General features: G+C 41.3%; 18 protein-coding genes, 1 tRNA gene, 2 rRNA genes and 1 other RNA gene. 21 read left to right on the forward strand and 1 reads right to left on the reverse strand.

What is annotated here, in order from left to right; genetic code table 11:
- The 13 genes from HMPREF1149_RS0102245 to HMPREF1149_RS10575 all read left to right on the forward strand — a co-directional run.
- A 23S ribosomal RNA gene (locus tag HMPREF1149_RS0102245) occupies positions 1 to 215 on the forward strand; the annotation flags it as partial.
- A gap of 76 nt (positions 216 to 291) precedes the next feature.
- A 5S ribosomal RNA gene (gene rrf / locus HMPREF1149_RS10530) occupies positions 292 to 407 on the forward strand.
- Positions 408 to 412: 5 nt separating this feature from the next.
- Positions 413 to 486, forward strand: a tRNA-Asn gene (locus tag HMPREF1149_RS10535).
- A 266-nt stretch (positions 487 to 752) separates the two neighbouring features.
- Positions 753 to 989, forward strand: a complete 237-nt coding sequence (gene comW / locus HMPREF1149_RS11595) for a sigma(X)-activator ComW (RefSeq protein ID WP_000939507.1) — start codon at positions 753 to 755, stop codon at positions 987 to 989.
- 241 nt (positions 990 to 1,230) lie between these two features.
- On the forward strand, positions 1,231 to 2,517 hold the full coding sequence (locus tag HMPREF1149_RS10540; RefSeq protein WP_000205045.1) for an adenylosuccinate synthase: 1,287 nt from the start codon (positions 1,231 to 1,233) through the stop codon (positions 2,515 to 2,517).
- 200 nt (positions 2,518 to 2,717) lie between these two features.
- On the forward strand, positions 2,718 to 3,185 hold the full coding sequence (gene tadA / locus HMPREF1149_RS10545) for a tRNA adenosine(34) deaminase TadA (RefSeq protein ID WP_001110097.1): 468 nt from the start codon (positions 2,718 to 2,720) through the stop codon (positions 3,183 to 3,185).
- A 32-nt stretch (positions 3,186 to 3,217) separates the two neighbouring features.
- Positions 3,218 to 3,315: signal recognition particle sRNA small type (gene ffs / locus HMPREF1149_RS11430), an RNA gene on the forward strand.
- Between the two features lie 56 nt (positions 3,316 to 3,371).
- Positions 3,372 to 3,815 (forward strand): dUTP diphosphatase, encoded by a 444-nt coding sequence (locus HMPREF1149_RS10550; protein ID WP_000701975.1) that lies wholly within the window; start codon positions 3,372 to 3,374, stop codon positions 3,813 to 3,815.
- 9 nt (positions 3,816 to 3,824) lie between these two features.
- Positions 3,825 to 4,292, forward strand: coding sequence for an isochorismatase family cysteine hydrolase (locus tag HMPREF1149_RS10555; protein ID WP_000796429.1), 468 nt, complete (start codon positions 3,825 to 3,827; stop codon positions 4,290 to 4,292).
- A gap of 20 nt (positions 4,293 to 4,312) precedes the next feature.
- Positions 4,313 to 5,650 carry a DNA repair protein RadA gene (radA, locus tag HMPREF1149_RS10560; RefSeq protein WP_231288434.1) on the forward strand — a complete coding sequence of 446 codons (1,338 nt, stop codon included), beginning with the start codon at positions 4,313 to 4,315 and terminating at the stop codon, positions 5,648 to 5,650.
- A gap of 72 nt (positions 5,651 to 5,722) precedes the next feature.
- Entirely contained in the window at positions 5,723 to 6,217 is a 495-nt protein-coding gene (locus HMPREF1149_RS10565) for a beta-class carbonic anhydrase (RefSeq protein ID WP_025170471.1), read from the forward strand.
- A 213-nt stretch (positions 6,218 to 6,430) separates the two neighbouring features.
- Positions 6,431 to 7,399 carry a ribose-phosphate diphosphokinase gene (locus HMPREF1149_RS10570; RefSeq protein WP_000010182.1) on the forward strand — a complete coding sequence of 323 codons (969 nt, stop codon included), beginning with the start codon at positions 6,431 to 6,433 and terminating at the stop codon, positions 7,397 to 7,399.
- 119 nt (positions 7,400 to 7,518) lie between these two features.
- Positions 7,519 to 7,956: a CoA-binding protein gene (locus tag HMPREF1149_RS10575; RefSeq protein WP_000076482.1), complete on the forward strand. Its 438-nt coding sequence runs from the start codon at positions 7,519 to 7,521 to the stop codon at positions 7,954 to 7,956.
- Positions 7,957 to 7,984: 28 nt separating this feature from the next.
- Here the strand turns inward: HMPREF1149_RS10575 and HMPREF1149_RS10580 are convergent, their stop codons facing one another.
- Positions 7,985 to 8,995: a YeiH family protein gene (locus HMPREF1149_RS10580; protein ID WP_000009130.1), complete on the reverse strand. Its 1,011-nt coding sequence runs from the start codon at positions 8,993 to 8,995 to the stop codon at positions 7,985 to 7,987.
- 148 nt (positions 8,996 to 9,143) lie between these two features.
- Here HMPREF1149_RS10580 and HMPREF1149_RS10585 point away from each other — a divergent pair, with 148 nt between their 5' ends.
- The 8 genes from HMPREF1149_RS10585 to HMPREF1149_RS11600 all read left to right on the forward strand — a co-directional run bounded on the left by HMPREF1149_RS10585 (position 9,144) and on the right by HMPREF1149_RS11600 (position 13,550).
- Positions 9,144 to 10,313 carry a pyridoxal phosphate-dependent aminotransferase gene (locus HMPREF1149_RS10585; RefSeq protein WP_000366363.1) on the forward strand — a complete coding sequence of 390 codons (1,170 nt, stop codon included), beginning with the start codon at positions 9,144 to 9,146 and terminating at the stop codon, positions 10,311 to 10,313.
- Positions 10,310 to 11,080, forward strand: coding sequence for a DNA repair protein RecO (gene recO, locus HMPREF1149_RS10590; RefSeq protein WP_000616138.1), 771 nt, complete (start codon positions 10,310 to 10,312; stop codon positions 11,078 to 11,080). The genes HMPREF1149_RS10585 and recO overlap by 4 nt, the downstream gene beginning before the upstream one ends.
- The gene (gene plsX / locus HMPREF1149_RS10595; protein ID WP_000717447.1) at positions 11,077 to 12,069 is read left to right on the forward strand and encodes a phosphate acyltransferase PlsX; all 993 of its coding nucleotides are present in this window, start codon (positions 11,077 to 11,079) and stop codon (positions 12,067 to 12,069) included. The genes recO and plsX overlap by 4 nt, the downstream gene beginning before the upstream one ends.
- A gap of 4 nt (positions 12,070 to 12,073) precedes the next feature.
- Positions 12,074 to 12,310: an acyl carrier protein gene (locus tag HMPREF1149_RS10600; RefSeq protein WP_000136442.1), complete on the forward strand. Its 237-nt coding sequence runs from the start codon at positions 12,074 to 12,076 to the stop codon at positions 12,308 to 12,310.
- A 434-nt stretch (positions 12,311 to 12,744) separates the two neighbouring features.
- On the forward strand, positions 12,745 to 12,933 hold the full coding sequence (locus HMPREF1149_RS10605) for a class IIb bacteriocin, lactobin A/cerein 7B family (protein WP_000180835.1): 189 nt from the start codon (positions 12,745 to 12,747) through the stop codon (positions 12,931 to 12,933).
- Positions 12,934 to 12,950: 17 nt separating this feature from the next.
- Positions 12,951 to 13,118 carry a class IIb bacteriocin, lactobin A/cerein 7B family gene (locus HMPREF1149_RS10610; protein ID WP_000415690.1) on the forward strand — a complete coding sequence of 56 codons (168 nt, stop codon included), beginning with the start codon at positions 12,951 to 12,953 and terminating at the stop codon, positions 13,116 to 13,118.
- Positions 13,119 to 13,127: 9 nt separating this feature from the next.
- Positions 13,128 to 13,316 (forward strand): hypothetical protein, encoded by a 189-nt coding sequence (locus HMPREF1149_RS10615; protein WP_000714129.1) that lies wholly within the window; start codon positions 13,128 to 13,130, stop codon positions 13,314 to 13,316.
- Positions 13,317 to 13,340: 24 nt separating this feature from the next.
- A complete protein-coding gene (locus tag HMPREF1149_RS11600) occupies positions 13,341 to 13,550 on the forward strand; it encodes a hypothetical protein (RefSeq protein ID WP_000869801.1) in 210 nt (69 codons plus the stop codon).
- Positions 13,551 to 13,699: the final 149 nt, after the last annotated feature.

A 13,699-nucleotide genomic window follows, 5' to 3' on the forward strand; every position in this document is an offset into this window, starting at 1 on the left:
GTGTACCAGTTGTCTTGCCAAAGGCATCGCTGGGTAGCTATGTAGGGAAGGGATAAACGCTGAAAGCATCTAAGTGTGAAACCCACCTCAAGATGAGATTTCCCATGATTATATATCAGTAAGAGCCCTGAGAGATGATCAGGTAGATAGGTTAGAAGTGGAAGTGTGGCGACACATGTAGCGGACTAATACTAATAGCTCGAGGACTTATCCAAAGTAACTGAGGATACGAAGCGTGAGGTTTTCTAATTATTTGATAGATATTCAATTTTGAGTAGGTATTACTCAGAGTTAAGTGACGATAGCCTAGGAGATACACCTGTACCCATGCCGAACACAGCAGTTAAGCCCTAGAACGCCGGAAGTAGTTGGGGGTTGCCCCCTGTGAGATATGGAAGTCGCTTAGCTTTTATCCGCCATAGCTCAGTTGGTAGTAGCGCATGACTGTTAATCATGATGTCGTAGGTTCGAGTCCTACTGGCGGAGTACTGACAAAAAACGTTCAATTGAACGTTTTTTTATGTGACTATTAGTCCGTCTTGCTCCGTCAGGTGAAGTACATAGACGGGTAGTTATGACTTTTAAGTGAAGTAGATAGTTGAAAATCTAAGTCTTAGTTTTTGTACCTATAATTACCTCTTTATTTTATTTTTAGTTCGTTTAGCTTTAAATTCTTCTTTTATAGGATTTGAAGCTTTTTTAGTTCCTTTTTTTGTTAGACTAGTGTTACTAATAAGAAAGGGAATTTTTATATGCTTCAGAAATTTTATGATCGAGCATTTGTCTTTTTGAAACTAGTTGAACAAGAATATGCCTCTTTAGGCCAGAGTTGTGCAGAGTGGGAATCACTTCATCTTCGGTTTTTACTATATTACTTAATCCGATTTAAAATTAAAAGTGATAGGGACTTTTCTCTATATCACTTTAGAACAGCTTATCGTCTATATCTAGATAAATTACTGCAAGGTGGTACAAATTTCATCCAATAGGAAACATCTATATCATAATTACGAATGATAGTTATAGATATATTTTAAAAAATATAGAATTAGCTTATAATCAGAGGCTTCTGTATTTAGAAATGAAAGAATTTCCAAATCTTTTCTGCTGTTTCTTCTTGATAAAATAGTGTTTTTTTCTTATAATAAACTGTAAGATATAATTGCGGGTGAAATTCCTGCCATGTATATGAGAAAGGACGAGCTCCTAGTAGCTCAGACGAATTTTATTATGACTTCAGTTGTTGTTGTAGGTACCCAGTGGGGTGATGAAGGTAAAGGGAAAATTACAGATTTTCTTTCAGCTAATGCAGAGGTAATTGCTCGTTATCAAGGTGGTGATAATGCTGGTCACACGATTGTGATTGATGGTAAGAAATTTAAGTTGCACTTGATTCCATCTGGAATTTTCTTCCCTGAAAAAATTTCAGTTATTGGAAACGGTATGGTTGTAAACCCTAAATCACTTGTGAAAGAATTGTCTTATCTGCATGAAGAAGGTGTTACAACAGATAATCTACGTATCTCTGATCGTGCGCATGTTATTTTGCCTTACCACATTGAGTTGGATCGCTTGCAAGAAGAAGCTAAGGGTGATAATAAGATTGGTACTACAATAAAGGGAATTGGTCCAGCATATATGGACAAAGCTGCTCGTGTTGGGATTCGTATTGCAGATCTTTTGGATAAGGATATTTTCCGTGAACGTTTGGAACGCAATCTTGCGGAAAAGAATCGTCTGTTTGAAAAATTATATGATAGTACCCCTATTTCAGTTGACGATATTTTTGAAGAATACTATGAGTATGGTCAACAAATCAAGCAATACGTGACAGATACATCCGTTATCTTGAATGATGCGCTTGATAATGGCAAACGTGTGCTGTTTGAAGGTGCGCAAGGTGTTATGCTAGATATCGACCAAGGTACGTATCCATTTGTTACGTCATCAAACCCTGTCGCTGGTGGTGTGACGATTGGGTCTGGTGTTGGCCCAAGTAAGATTGACAAGGTTGTAGGTGTTTGTAAAGCCTATACGAGTCGTGTAGGGGACGGTCCTTTCCCAACTGAATTGTTTGATGAAGTGGGAGATCGCATTCGCGAAGTAGGTCATGAATATGGTACAACAACTGGTCGTCCACGTCGTGTGGGTTGGTTTGACTCAGTTGTGATGCGCCACAGCCGCCGTGTATCTGGGATTACCAATCTTTCATTGAACTCTATAGATGTTTTGAGTGGTTTGGATACTGTGAAAATCTGTGTGGCCTATGATCTTGATGGTCAACGTATTGATTACTATCCTGCTAGTCTTGAGCAGTTGAAACGTTGCAAGCCTATCTACGAGGAATTGCCAGGTTGGTCAGAAGACATCACTGGAGTCCGTAATTTAGAAGACCTTCCTGAGAATGCACGTAACTATGTTCGTCGTGTAAGCGAGTTGGTTGGTGTTCGTATCTCTACTTTCTCAGTAGGTCCTGATCGTGAACAAACTAATATTTTAGAAAGTGTTTGGTCATAGGAGATTTTTAAGATTAGTTTAAGATAGGTCGGGTATACTATAGACAGTTACAAGAAGACCTCCTAACTTGTTGTAACAAATATCCTAAACTTTTCTTTTTCATAATAATCTCCCTATTAAGTCACCGCATTCGGTGGCTTTTTTTGTGTTGAGAATCATGATATAATAATAAAATCGACAAGTAGGAAAAGAGAAGAACGATGAATTATACAGTTGAAGAAAAAGAAGCCTTTATGAGAGAGGCTTTGAGAGAGGCTGAGATTGCCTTAGAACACGATGAAATTCCAATTGGTTGTGTGATTGTCAAGGATGGAGAAATCATTGGTAGGGGGCATAATGCGCGCGAGGAGTTGCAACGGGCGGTCATGCATGCGGAAATCATGGCCATAGAGAATGCGAACACGAGTGAAGAGAGTTGGCGTCTGCTCGATTGTACGCTTTTTGTGACCATTGAGCCTTGTGTCATGTGTAGCGGGGCCATTGGGCTTGCCCGTATTCCAAACGTAGTCTACGGGGCTAAAAACCAGAAATTTGGTGCAGCTGGGAGCTTGTACGATATTTTGACAGATGAGCGCCTCAATCATCGTGTAGAGGTAGAAACGGGAATTTTGGAAGATGACTGTGCAGCTATTATGCAGGACTTTTTTAGAAATAGACGGAAAAAATAATTTCTCTTTAAAAACAGAAGGGAATGTGGTATAATAAACAGTGGAGCAACAGTTCTGCGTGAAGCGGGTCAGGGGAGGAATCCAGCAGCCCTAAGCGATTTGAATTGTGTGCTCTTTTTTTCGTGCTTTTTCCGAATAAATAAGATAGAATAATCTAGAATAAATGATAATAGAAAAGAGAAAAATATGAAAATTCGTGGTTTTGAATTGGTTTCGAACTTTACAGATAAAAATTTGCTACCTAAGCGTGAGACAGTGCATGCAGCGGGTTACGACTTAAAGGTCGCTGTGCGTACGGTTATTGCGCCAGGAGAGATTGTATTAGTTCCGACAGGTGTTAAGGCCTATATGCAACCGACAGAAGTTCTTTATCTTTATGACCGTTCATCAAACCCTCGTAAGAAGGGCTTGGTCTTGATTAACTCGGTTGGCGTTATTGATGGGGATTATTATGGTAACCCCGGTAATGAGGGACATATCTTTGCGCAGATGAAAAACATTACTGACAAGGAAGTAGTTCTCGAAGTTGGGGAACGTGTTGTCCAGGCTGTCTTTGCACCATTTTTGATTGCAGATGGAGATGCAGCTGATGGCGTGCGAACTGGTGGATTTGGGTCAACTGGGAAATAGAGGAATAAAATGGCAGACTATTTATTAGTTGTAGACATGCAGTCAGATTACGTTGCTGTAGGAAAAGCATATCATGAAGAACTGACTGCAGCTGTAAATGACAAAATTGCTGCTTATCCCAGTGACCGAGTTATCTATATTCTCAATCGTTTTTTCTGGGAGAGAAAAGATAGAAAGAAGAAATTTGCGACCGGCTTGTTACTTGTATCTTCTCGTATCTTTGAGAAGCGTCGGGCTTCTTGCTTTACTAATCCAGATTTAAAAGATTTTTTAGAGGGAAACGGTGCTAAAAGCATAGAGTTTATAGGGGTAGATGGCAATGGCTGTGTTAAGGCTTCCGTTTTGGCAGCTGTCAAGGAGAATTATCAGGTTTCTGTCGATTTGTCTGCTGTCGGAGTTGTCAACCAGAAGAAATTTCAAAATACATTGTATAAGTGGCGCTCTATAGGAGTTGCAGTAGAAGGAGAATCATCATAGCTAAAAAAAAATCAACTTTTATTTGTCAAAATTGTGCTTATAACTCACCCAAATACCTAGGACGCTGTCCAAACTGTGGAGCTTGGTCTTCTTTTGTAGAAGAGGTTGAGGTTGCCGAGGTCAAGAATGCGCGTGTGTCCTTGACAGGTGAGAAAACCAAGCCCATGAAACTGGCTGAGGTGACTTCCATCAATGTCAATCGAACTAAGACAGAGATGGAGGAATTTAACCGTGTACTTGGAGGCGGAGTGGTACCAGGAAGTCTCGTCCTCATCGGTGGGGATCCTGGGATTGGGAAATCAACCCTTCTCTTACAAGTCTCAACCCAGTTGTCTCAAGTAGGGACTGTTCTCTATGTTAGTGGGGAGGAGTCTGCTCAGCAGATTAAGTTACGAGCAGAGCGCTTGGGAGATATCGATAGCGAGTTTTATCTCTATGCCGAGACCAATATGCAGAGCGTTCGCGCAGAGGTGGAGCGGATCCAACCAGACTTTCTCATTATTGATTCCATCCAGACCATCATGTCTCCTGAGATTTCAGGTGTGCAGGGGTCTGTTTCTCAGGTGCGTGAGGTGACTGCTGAGCTCATGCAGCTAGCTAAGACCAACAATATTGCCATCTTTATCGTCGGGCATGTAACCAAGGAAGGGACCTTGGCTGGTCCGCGTATGTTGGAGCATATGGTGGATACGGTGCTTTACTTTGAAGGGGAGCGTCACCATACCTTTCGTATCTTGAGAGCTGTCAAAAACCGTTTTGGTTCCACTAATGAGATTGGCATCTTTGAGATGCAGTCGGGTGGATTGGTTGAGGTGCTCAATCCGAGTCAAGTTTTCCTAGCAGAGCGTTTGGATGGAGCGACTGGCTCATCAATTGTGGTGACTATGGAAGGGACCCGTCCGATTTTGGCGGAGGTTCAGGCTTTGGTAACACCAACCATGTTTGGAAATGCTAAACGTACGACGACTGGACTTGATTTCAATCGTGCGAGTCTGATTATGGCTGTTTTGGAAAAACGAGCAGGGCTTCTCTTGCAAAATCAGGATGCCTATCTCAAATCTGCTGGCGGTGTCAAATTGGATGAGCCTGCCATTGACTTAGCCGTCGCAGTGGCTATTGCCTCTAGTTACAAGGACAAGCCTACCAATCCTCAGGAATGTTTTGTGGGTGAACTGGGCTTGACCGGAGAAATTCGGCGCGTGAATCGTATCGAACAACGTATTAATGAAGCGGCAAAACTGGGCTTTACCAAGATTTATGTACCCAAGAATTCCTTGACAGGAATCACTCCACCCAAGGAAATTGAAGTCATTGGTGTGACAACGATTCAAGAAGTTTTGAAAAAGGTCTTTGCATAATCCGTGACAAATCCTCTTAAAAATGATAAGATAGGAGAAATATTTGATTATCAAATTTTTGAGGAGGGAATCGTGTCGTATTTTGAACAGTTTATGCAAGCCAATCAGGCTTATGTTGCCCTACATGGGCAGTTAAATCTGCCACTTAAACCCAAAACCAGAGTAGCTATCGTGACCTGTATGGACTCACGTCTACACGTTGCGCAAGCTCTAGGTTTGGCCCTTGGGGATGCTCATATCTTGCGGAATGCGGGTGGTCGAGTAACTGAGGACATGATTCGTTCGCTGGTGATTTCCCAGCAACAGATGGGAACAAGAGAGATTGTGGTGCTTCACCATACAGACTGTGGAGCTCAAACCTTTCAAAATGAAAGTTTTCATAAACAGTTGGAACATGAGCTCGGAGTTGATGTGTCTGACCAAGATTTTCTACCATTTCAGGATGTTGAAGAGAGTGTGAGAGAGGATATGCAATTGCTTCGAGAATCTCCACTGATTCCTGATGATGTGGTTATATCAGGTGCTGTTTATGATGTGGATACAGGAAGTATGAGAGAAGTATGCTAACTTTGTCTCGAAAAAATTTCATCCTAGCATAAAATCGATTGTTAAAATGTAGGATTTTTAGTTTTAATATAACTAATATAAAATAGTATAAAACAAGGGTATAAATGTTTACTCTTGTTTTATTTTTGATTGAAAAATAAAGGAAAAAGCGCTACAATGGTAAATGGAAAATGTTGTGAAAAAACAAGTGATACATAAATACCGGAGGAAATCATGTCTTTTTCTGATTTAAAGCTGTTTGCCCTTTCTTCAAATAGAGAATTGGCAGAGCGTGTGGCGCAAGAAATTGGGATAGAGTTGGGGAAATCGACTGTTCGCCAATTTTCAGATGGGGAGATTCAGGTCAACATCGAAGAATCAATCCGTGGAAAACACGTCTTTATCCTACAATCAACTAGTTCACCTGTAAATGATAATTTACTTGAAATTTTGATTATGGTGGACGCATTGAAGCGCGCCAGTGCAGAATCTGTCAATGTTGTTATGCCTTACTATGGCTATGCACGTCAGGATAGAAAAGCGCGCGCGCGTGAGCCAATCACTTCAAAACTTGTTGCAAATATGCTTGAAGTAGCTGGAGTGGATCGTTTATTGACAATCGACTTGCATGCTGCGCAGATTCAGGGATTCTTTGATATTCCTGTAGATCACTTGATGGGTGCTCCTTTGATTGCGGACTATTTTGAACGTCGTGGTATGGTTGGATCTGACTACGTGGTTGTCAGCCCAGACCATGGTGGGGTGACTCGTGCTCGTAAGTTGGCAGAGTTTTTGAAAACTCCGATTGCGATTATTGACAAACGCCGTAGTGTAGATAAGATGAATACCAGTGAAGTGATGAATATCATTGGTAAAGTAGAAGGTAAGACTTGTATCTTGATTGACGATATGATTGATACTGCTGGAACCATTTGTCACGCGGCGGATGCTCTTGCTGAAGCAGGTGCTGTTGAAGTATACGCAAGTTGTACGCACCCAGTTCTTTCTGGTCCTGCTATGGATAATATCCAAAAATCAGCTATTAAGAAATTGGTTGTTTTGGATACCATCTACCTACCAGAAGAGCGTTTGATTGATAAGATTGAACAGATCTCTATTGCCCACCTCTTAGGGGATGCCATCGTTCGTATCCACGAAAAACGTCCTCTTTCGCCCCTATTTTGTATTGAGAAAAAGATTTAATCTTTCACTTGAAATAGATAGCTCTCCTAGCAAGTTTCTTTTCTTGCTAGGAGATTTTTATAGTCAAAACCTGCAAGCCTTTTCAAAATATGCTATACTGAGAAAAAAGGAGGATCTCTATGAGCCAAGAATTTATCAATCCAAGTGATGGTGTGATCCGCCAGTATCTGGCGACCAGTAAAACGTTAGCGGTAGTGGGCTTGTCCGATCGTGAGGAAACAACCAGCAATCGAGTGACCAAGGAAATGCAGGCTCGGGGCTATAAAATCATTCCAGTTAATCCCAAGGCTGCAGGTGGGGAAATCTTGGGAGAAAAGGCTTATGCGAGTCTAGCTGAGATTCCTTTTCCTGTGGATATTGTCAATGTATACCGACGGAGCGAGTTTTTACCAGATGTGGCGCGTGATTTTCTCCAGGCTGATGCCAAGATTTTTTGGGCGCAATTAGGACTTGAAAATCTAGAAGCGGAAGAAATCTTGCGTGCTGGAGGATGCGATGACATCGTGATGAATCGCTGTATCAAGAGAGAACATACTCGCTTAATTCTTGAGCAATAAAAAGGTAGCCTATGGCTACCTTTTTGTATTATAAAGTACCAATCAATGCTTGCATGCCAAGACTGGTAAGGATGATGGCAATCCAGCAAAGGGCTCCGAGGACAATAGATTTGCCACTGGATCTAACCATGGCAATCAGATTGGTTTTGAGACCGATAGCACTCATGGCCATGATAATAAAGAATTTAGAGAGTTGTTTGAGAGGGGTAAAGAAGCTACTGGACACACCGAGAGAGGTAAGGAGAGTCGTTAAGAGAGAGGCCAGGATAAAATAAAGGATAAAAAGTGGGAAAACTTTTTTCAGTTGTAGGCCTTGTTTATTTTCTTGCTGGCGACTTTGCCAGTAGGAGAGAAAGAGAGTGATGGGAATGATCGCTAAGGTGCGCGTGAGTTTAACAATGGTTGCCGATTCGAGGGTATTGGTCTGGTAAAGACTATCCCAAGCACTAGCTGTGGCCGTTACAGAAGAAGTATCATTGACCGCAGTTCCTGCAAAGAGAGCAAAGCCGTCATTAGATAGATGAAGCCAGGTTCCTAGAGTTGGAAAGATGAGCGCAGCCAAGATATTGAAGAAAAAGATAACGGAAATGGCTTGGGCGACTTCCTTTTCCTTAGCATGGATAACAGGCGCTGTCGCCGCAATGGCAGAACCTCCACAGATCGAAGATCCCACTCCAATCAAGGTAGCCAGTTTTGTATCCAGTGCAAAGAAGCGCTGGAAGAGGTAGGCAACAATCAAGGAAATTGAAATTGTTGATAGGATGACAGGGAGTGAAGTTTGTCCAACTGCAAAGACTTGCGAGATATTGAGACCAAAACCAAGCAAGATAACAGCATACTGGAGTAATTTTTTGGAACTAAAGGTCAAACCTGCATCTAGTTGTTTGTAGGGGGAGAGCCAGGGGTGTAGGAGCATTCCTATAAAGATTGCAAAAACGGGTGCACCCACGACGGGGAAAAGTCCTCCTAGAAACCAAGAAATGATAGAAATGAGAAGGCAGGCCAAGATGCCTGCTCCATTTTTTGATAGAAATGACATAAAAACCTCCAATCATAATCTGTTACCATTATAGACCTGTAAACAGGAAAAGTAAAATAGAAAGTGGAAAGATATTATATAATGTATTTTTGCGGTCGGGGGGCTTTTGTAGTATAATAGAGATACGTTTTGAGAGTAGGAGGTATCTATGGACTTAACTAAGCGCTTTAATAAACAATTAGATAAGATTCAAGTTTCGTTGATTCGCCAGTTTGACCAGGCTATTTCGGAGATTCCTGGGGTCCTGCGTTTGACCTTGGGGGAACCTGATTTTACAACGCCAGATCATGTTAAGGAAGCGGCTAAGCGGGCCATCGACCAGAACCAATCCTACTATACAGGGATGAGTGGTCTGTTAACATTACGTCAGGCAGCCAGTGATTTTGTAAAAGAAAAATACCAGCTAGATTATAATCCTGAAAATGAGATCTTGGTTACAATTGGGGCGACAGAGGCTTTATCGGCTACTTTGACAGCTATTTTGGAAGAGGGAGATAAGGTGCTCTTGCCAGCTCCTGCCTATCCAGGTTATGAGCCGATTGTCAATCTAGTTGGGGCAGAGGTTGTCGAGATTGATACGACTGAAAATGGTTTTGTCTTGACTCCTGAGATGTTGGAAAAGGCCATTTTGGAGCAAGGCGACAAGCTCAAGGCGGTCATTCTCAACTATCCAGCCAATCCGACAGGAATTACCTATAGTCAGGAGCAGTTGGAAGCCTTGGCGGACGTTTTACGCAAGTATGAGATTTTCGTTGTCTGTGATGAGGTTTACTCAGAATTAACCTATACAGGCGAAGCCCATGTATCTTTGGGAACTATGCTGAGAGATCAGGCTATTATTATCAATGGTTTATCTAAGTCTCATGCTATGACAGGTTGGCGTTTAGGCTTTATCTTTGCTCCTGTGGCCTTTACAGCTCAGTTAATCAAGAGTCACCAGTACTTGGTAACTGCCGCAAACACTATGGCTCAACATGCTGCGGTGGAGGCTTTGACGGCGGGTAAAAACGACGCGGAGCCTATGAAGAAGGAGTACATTCAGCGTCGTGATTATATTATCGAGAAAATGACTGCTCTTGGTTTTGAGATTATTAAACCAGACGGTGCCTTCTATATCTTTGCTAAGATTCCTGCTGGCTACAATCAAGATTCCTTTGCTTTTCTGAAGGATTTTGCTCAGAAGAAGGCTGTTGCCTTTATCCCTGGTGCCGCCTTTGGACGCTACGGAGAAGGCTATGTTCGCCTATCTTATGCAGCTAGCATAGAGACTATCAAAGAAGCCATGAAACGACTTGAGGAGTACATGAGAGAAGCATGATTCAGTCTATCACGAGTCAAGGCTTGGTGCTCTACAATCGTAATTTTCGTGAGGATGACAAGTTAGTCAAGATTTTTACCGAGCAGGCTGGCAAGCGCATGTTTTTCGTCAAACACGCTGGCCAGTCCAAACTAGCTCCGGTTATTCAGCCCTTGGTGTTGGCGCGATTTCTCTTACGAATCAATGATGATGGGCTCAGCTATATCGAGGACTACCATGAGGTGATGACCTTTCCTAAGATTAATAGTGATCTCTTTGTCATGGCTTATGCGACCTATGTTGCTGCTCTTGCAGATGCTAGTTTGCAGGATAACCAGCAGGATGCTCCCTTGTTTGCTTTTTTGCAAAAGACTTTGGAGTTGATGGAAGAGGGTTTGGATTATCAGGTTTTGACCAATATTTTTGAAATTCAAATCTTGACCCGATTTGGGATTAGCCTTAATTTTAATGAGTGTGTCTTTTGCCATCGGATCGGTCAGGCTTTTGACTTTTCTTTCAAATATGGAGCCTGCCTCTGCCCAGAGCATTATCATGAAGATGAGAGACGTTGCCATCTCAATCCCAATATCCCTTATCTACTCAATCAATTTCAAGCCATTGATTTTGAGACCTTGGAGACCATTTCGCTCAAGCCTGAAATCAAGCAAGACTTGCGCAAGTTTATAGACCAAATCTACGAAGAGTATGTTGGAATTCACCTGAAATCAAAGAAATTTATTGATTCCCTAGCAGACTGGGGACAATTACTAAAAGAGGAAGACAAATGAAAAAAATCGCAGTAGATGCTATGGGGGGCGATTATGCACCTCAAGCCATCGTTGAGGGTGTCAATCAAGCCCTAGCTGACTTTTCAGATATTGAGGTTCAACTCTATGGAGACGAAAGCAAAATCAAGCAATATCTAACAGCGACAGAACGTGTCAGCATTATCCATACGGATGAGAAGATTGATTTTGATGATGAACCTACAAAAGCTATTCGTAAGAAGAAAAATGCCAGTATGGTATTAGCGGCTAAGGCAGTCAAAGAAGGAGAGGCAGACGCTGTCCTCTCGGCTGGGAATACAGGTGCCTTGTTGGCTGCAGGATTCTTCATTGTAGGTCGTATCAAGAATATCGACCGTCCTGGACTCATGTCGACCTTACCGACCATTGATGGCAAAGGCTTTGACATGCTAGACCTTGGAGCCAATGCGGAAAATACAGCCCATCATCTGCACCAATACGCTGTTTTGGGTTCCTTTTATGCGAAAAATGTTCGTGGGATTTCGAAACCACGTGTTGGTTTGCTTAACAATGGAACAGAAAGTAGCAAGGGCGATCCCCTTCGTAAGGAAACCTACGCCTTGCTAGCAGCTGATGAAAGCTTGAATTTTGTCGGAAACGTGGAAGCGCGTGATTTGATGAATGGCGTTGCGGATGTTGTTGTGGCAGATGGTTTCACGGGAAACGCTGTGCTCAAATCTATTGAAGGGACAGCCATGGGTATCATGGGCTTGCTTAAGACAGCTATCACAGGTGGTGGTCTTCGAGCGAAACTAGGTGCTCTTCTTCTCAAGGATAGCCTTAAAGGTTTGAAAAAGCAACTCAACTATTCAGATGTTGGTGGAGCGGTCTTGTTTGGTGTTAAGGCACCGGTTGTCAAGACTCATGGCTCAAGTGATGCCAAGGCTGTGTATAGTACGATTCGCCAGATTCGTACCATGCTAGAAACAGACGTAGTCGCCCAGACTGCGCGTGAATTTTCAGGAGAATAAAAAGATGACAGAAAAAGAAATTTTTGACCGTATTGTAACCATTATCCAAGAGCGACAGGGAGAGGACTTTGTCGTAACAGAAGCCTTGAGTTTGAAAGATGACCTAGATGCGGACTCGGTGGACTTGATGGAGTTCGTCTTGACACTAGAAGATGAATTCGGAATTGAAATCAGTGATGAGGAAATTGACCAACTGCAAAGTGTAGGAGATGTGGTAGCAGTTGTCAAAAGTAAAGGATAGCAAAAAGCAACATGCAAGTCATGTTGTTTTTTATTTGCAGAAAAAGGGAAACTTTTAGTAGAAATTGCGAATAAAGATATGAGAAAGAAAAAGGAGGAACGTTTATGTATGTGACTGGTCTTTATCCGTGGTTCATTAAGTGGCTTTTAAAATAAAAATGAATGAATTGTTCATTTTCGAATTGTTTTTCGAATAGATAGATAAGGAAAAAGGAAGGAGACTACGCGATGTATTTACCAATCTTATTGCCATGGTTGATCAAATGGTATTTAAAATAAATGAAATTTACTTGTTCATTTTAAATTACTTCTCGAATAGATAAGTGAGATAAAAGGAAGGAGAGAAGAAAATGATTTCAGTAATTTACCCAATCTGGCTATTTAAGTGGCTTAGAGGTTAAGGATTAAATATATAAAAAAATAAGGAGAAAACAAATGACAAATTTTGACAACATGGAACAGAACTTTGTAGCTCTTACAGAAGAAGAGTTGACGGATGTGAATGGGGGAGCATGGCCGATTGTAGCTTGGGTGATTGCTAATCCTGTGACAGCAGCTAAAATTGCTGGTGGAATTACTGCAGCAGGAATTGCAGGTTATAATTATGTGACGAGTAGATGGTAATAGAAGGAGGAGATGATATGGAAAAATCTATTTTAAAATTTGAAACAATGACTGATATGGACTTGCAGGAAATTCAAGGGGGAGCCTTTCCCCTTCTTATCCCTGTGGCAGTCGGTTTTGTAAAAGGTTTTGTATATACAGGTGGAGCTATTTTAACAACTCGAGCACTCTTGTCAGGTAAATAGGAGTCTACCATGAAAAAATTCTTATTAGGATTTGCTGAGGGATATTTTATTGTATCACTCATTATCTACATCGCAACGTATTTGATTTTGAAAAAACCGCTCAATACCTTGTTTTATCCAGAAACCTATCCAATTCTGCTTGGTCTGTTTTATGTAGGATACAAGTACAAAACAAAAGAAAGTACGATTGGAAATTGATGAACCATCAGATCGGAGTTTGAGATGAAAGTCGTTCAATTACTACAAAAAGCTTGGTCAGAGTTTATTGTATTGTTTAGCTCTATAGCTTATCTAATGATTAGAATTGTGGCTGATGTAAACAAAATAAATCTACCTACGTGGTTTGAATGTTTTGATATACCTACGATTTCATTATTTTTGATGACATTTATCTCACTTTATAGAAGTAAAGAGAATATCATTTCAGAATAGTTTATTTCTGGACGTTCATTTTTTAACGGTTACTTTAAACAGGCAGAACTTTTGTTCTGCTTTTTTACATTTAAATGATAGTTTATGCTTTTTAAAGTGCGTTTTAGGCGCGAAAATGGTTTATTTGGGAATATTCTCCTGTTTTTATC

It is taken from the genome of Streptococcus sp. BS35b (assembly GCF_000286475.1).
GTDB lineage: Bacteria > Bacillota > Bacilli > Lactobacillales > Streptococcaceae > Streptococcus > Streptococcus oralis_W.

What these genes read in the sequence shown, in the direction of transcription:
- tadA (WP_001110097.1), top strand. Translation starts at nt 2,718, where the DNA reads ATGAATTATACAGTTGAAGAAAAAGAAGCCTTTATGAGAGAGGCTTTG.
- HMPREF1149_RS10600 (WP_000136442.1), top strand. Translation starts at nt 12,074, where the DNA reads ATGACAGAAAAAGAAATTTTTGACCGTATTGTAACCATTATCCAAGAG.
- HMPREF1149_RS10555 (WP_000796429.1), top strand. Translation starts at nt 3,825, where the DNA reads ATGGCAGACTATTTATTAGTTGTAGACATGCAGTCAGATTACGTTGCT.
- HMPREF1149_RS10575 (WP_000076482.1), top strand. Translation starts at nt 7,519, where the DNA reads ATGAGCCAAGAATTTATCAATCCAAGTGATGGTGTGATCCGCCAGTAT.
- HMPREF1149_RS10570 (WP_000010182.1), top strand. Translation starts at nt 6,431, where the DNA reads ATGTCTTTTTCTGATTTAAAGCTGTTTGCCCTTTCTTCAAATAGAGAA.
- HMPREF1149_RS11600 (WP_000869801.1), top strand. Translation starts at nt 13,341, where the DNA reads ATGAAAGTCGTTCAATTACTACAAAAAGCTTGGTCAGAGTTTATTGTA.
- HMPREF1149_RS10540 (WP_000205045.1), top strand. Translation starts at nt 1,231, where the DNA reads ATGACTTCAGTTGTTGTTGTAGGTACCCAGTGGGGTGATGAAGGTAAA.
- HMPREF1149_RS10580 (WP_000009130.1), bottom strand. Translation starts at nt 8,995, where the DNA reads ATGTCATTTCTATCAAAAAATGGAGCAGGCATCTTGGCCTGCCTTCTC.
- comW (WP_000939507.1), top strand. Translation starts at nt 753, where the DNA reads ATGCTTCAGAAATTTTATGATCGAGCATTTGTCTTTTTGAAACTAGTT.
- recO (WP_000616138.1), top strand. Translation starts at nt 10,310, where the DNA reads ATGATTCAGTCTATCACGAGTCAAGGCTTGGTGCTCTACAATCGTAAT.
- HMPREF1149_RS10550 (WP_000701975.1), top strand. Translation starts at nt 3,372, where the DNA reads ATGAAAATTCGTGGTTTTGAATTGGTTTCGAACTTTACAGATAAAAAT.
- HMPREF1149_RS10615 (WP_000714129.1), top strand. Translation starts at nt 13,128, where the DNA reads ATGAAAAAATTCTTATTAGGATTTGCTGAGGGATATTTTATTGTATCA.
- HMPREF1149_RS10610 (WP_000415690.1), top strand. Translation starts at nt 12,951, where the DNA reads ATGGAAAAATCTATTTTAAAATTTGAAACAATGACTGATATGGACTTG.
- plsX (WP_000717447.1), top strand. Translation starts at nt 11,077, where the DNA reads ATGAAAAAAATCGCAGTAGATGCTATGGGGGGCGATTATGCACCTCAA.
- HMPREF1149_RS10585 (WP_000366363.1), top strand. Translation starts at nt 9,144, where the DNA reads ATGGACTTAACTAAGCGCTTTAATAAACAATTAGATAAGATTCAAGTT.
- HMPREF1149_RS10605 (WP_000180835.1), top strand. Translation starts at nt 12,745, where the DNA reads ATGACAAATTTTGACAACATGGAACAGAACTTTGTAGCTCTTACAGAA.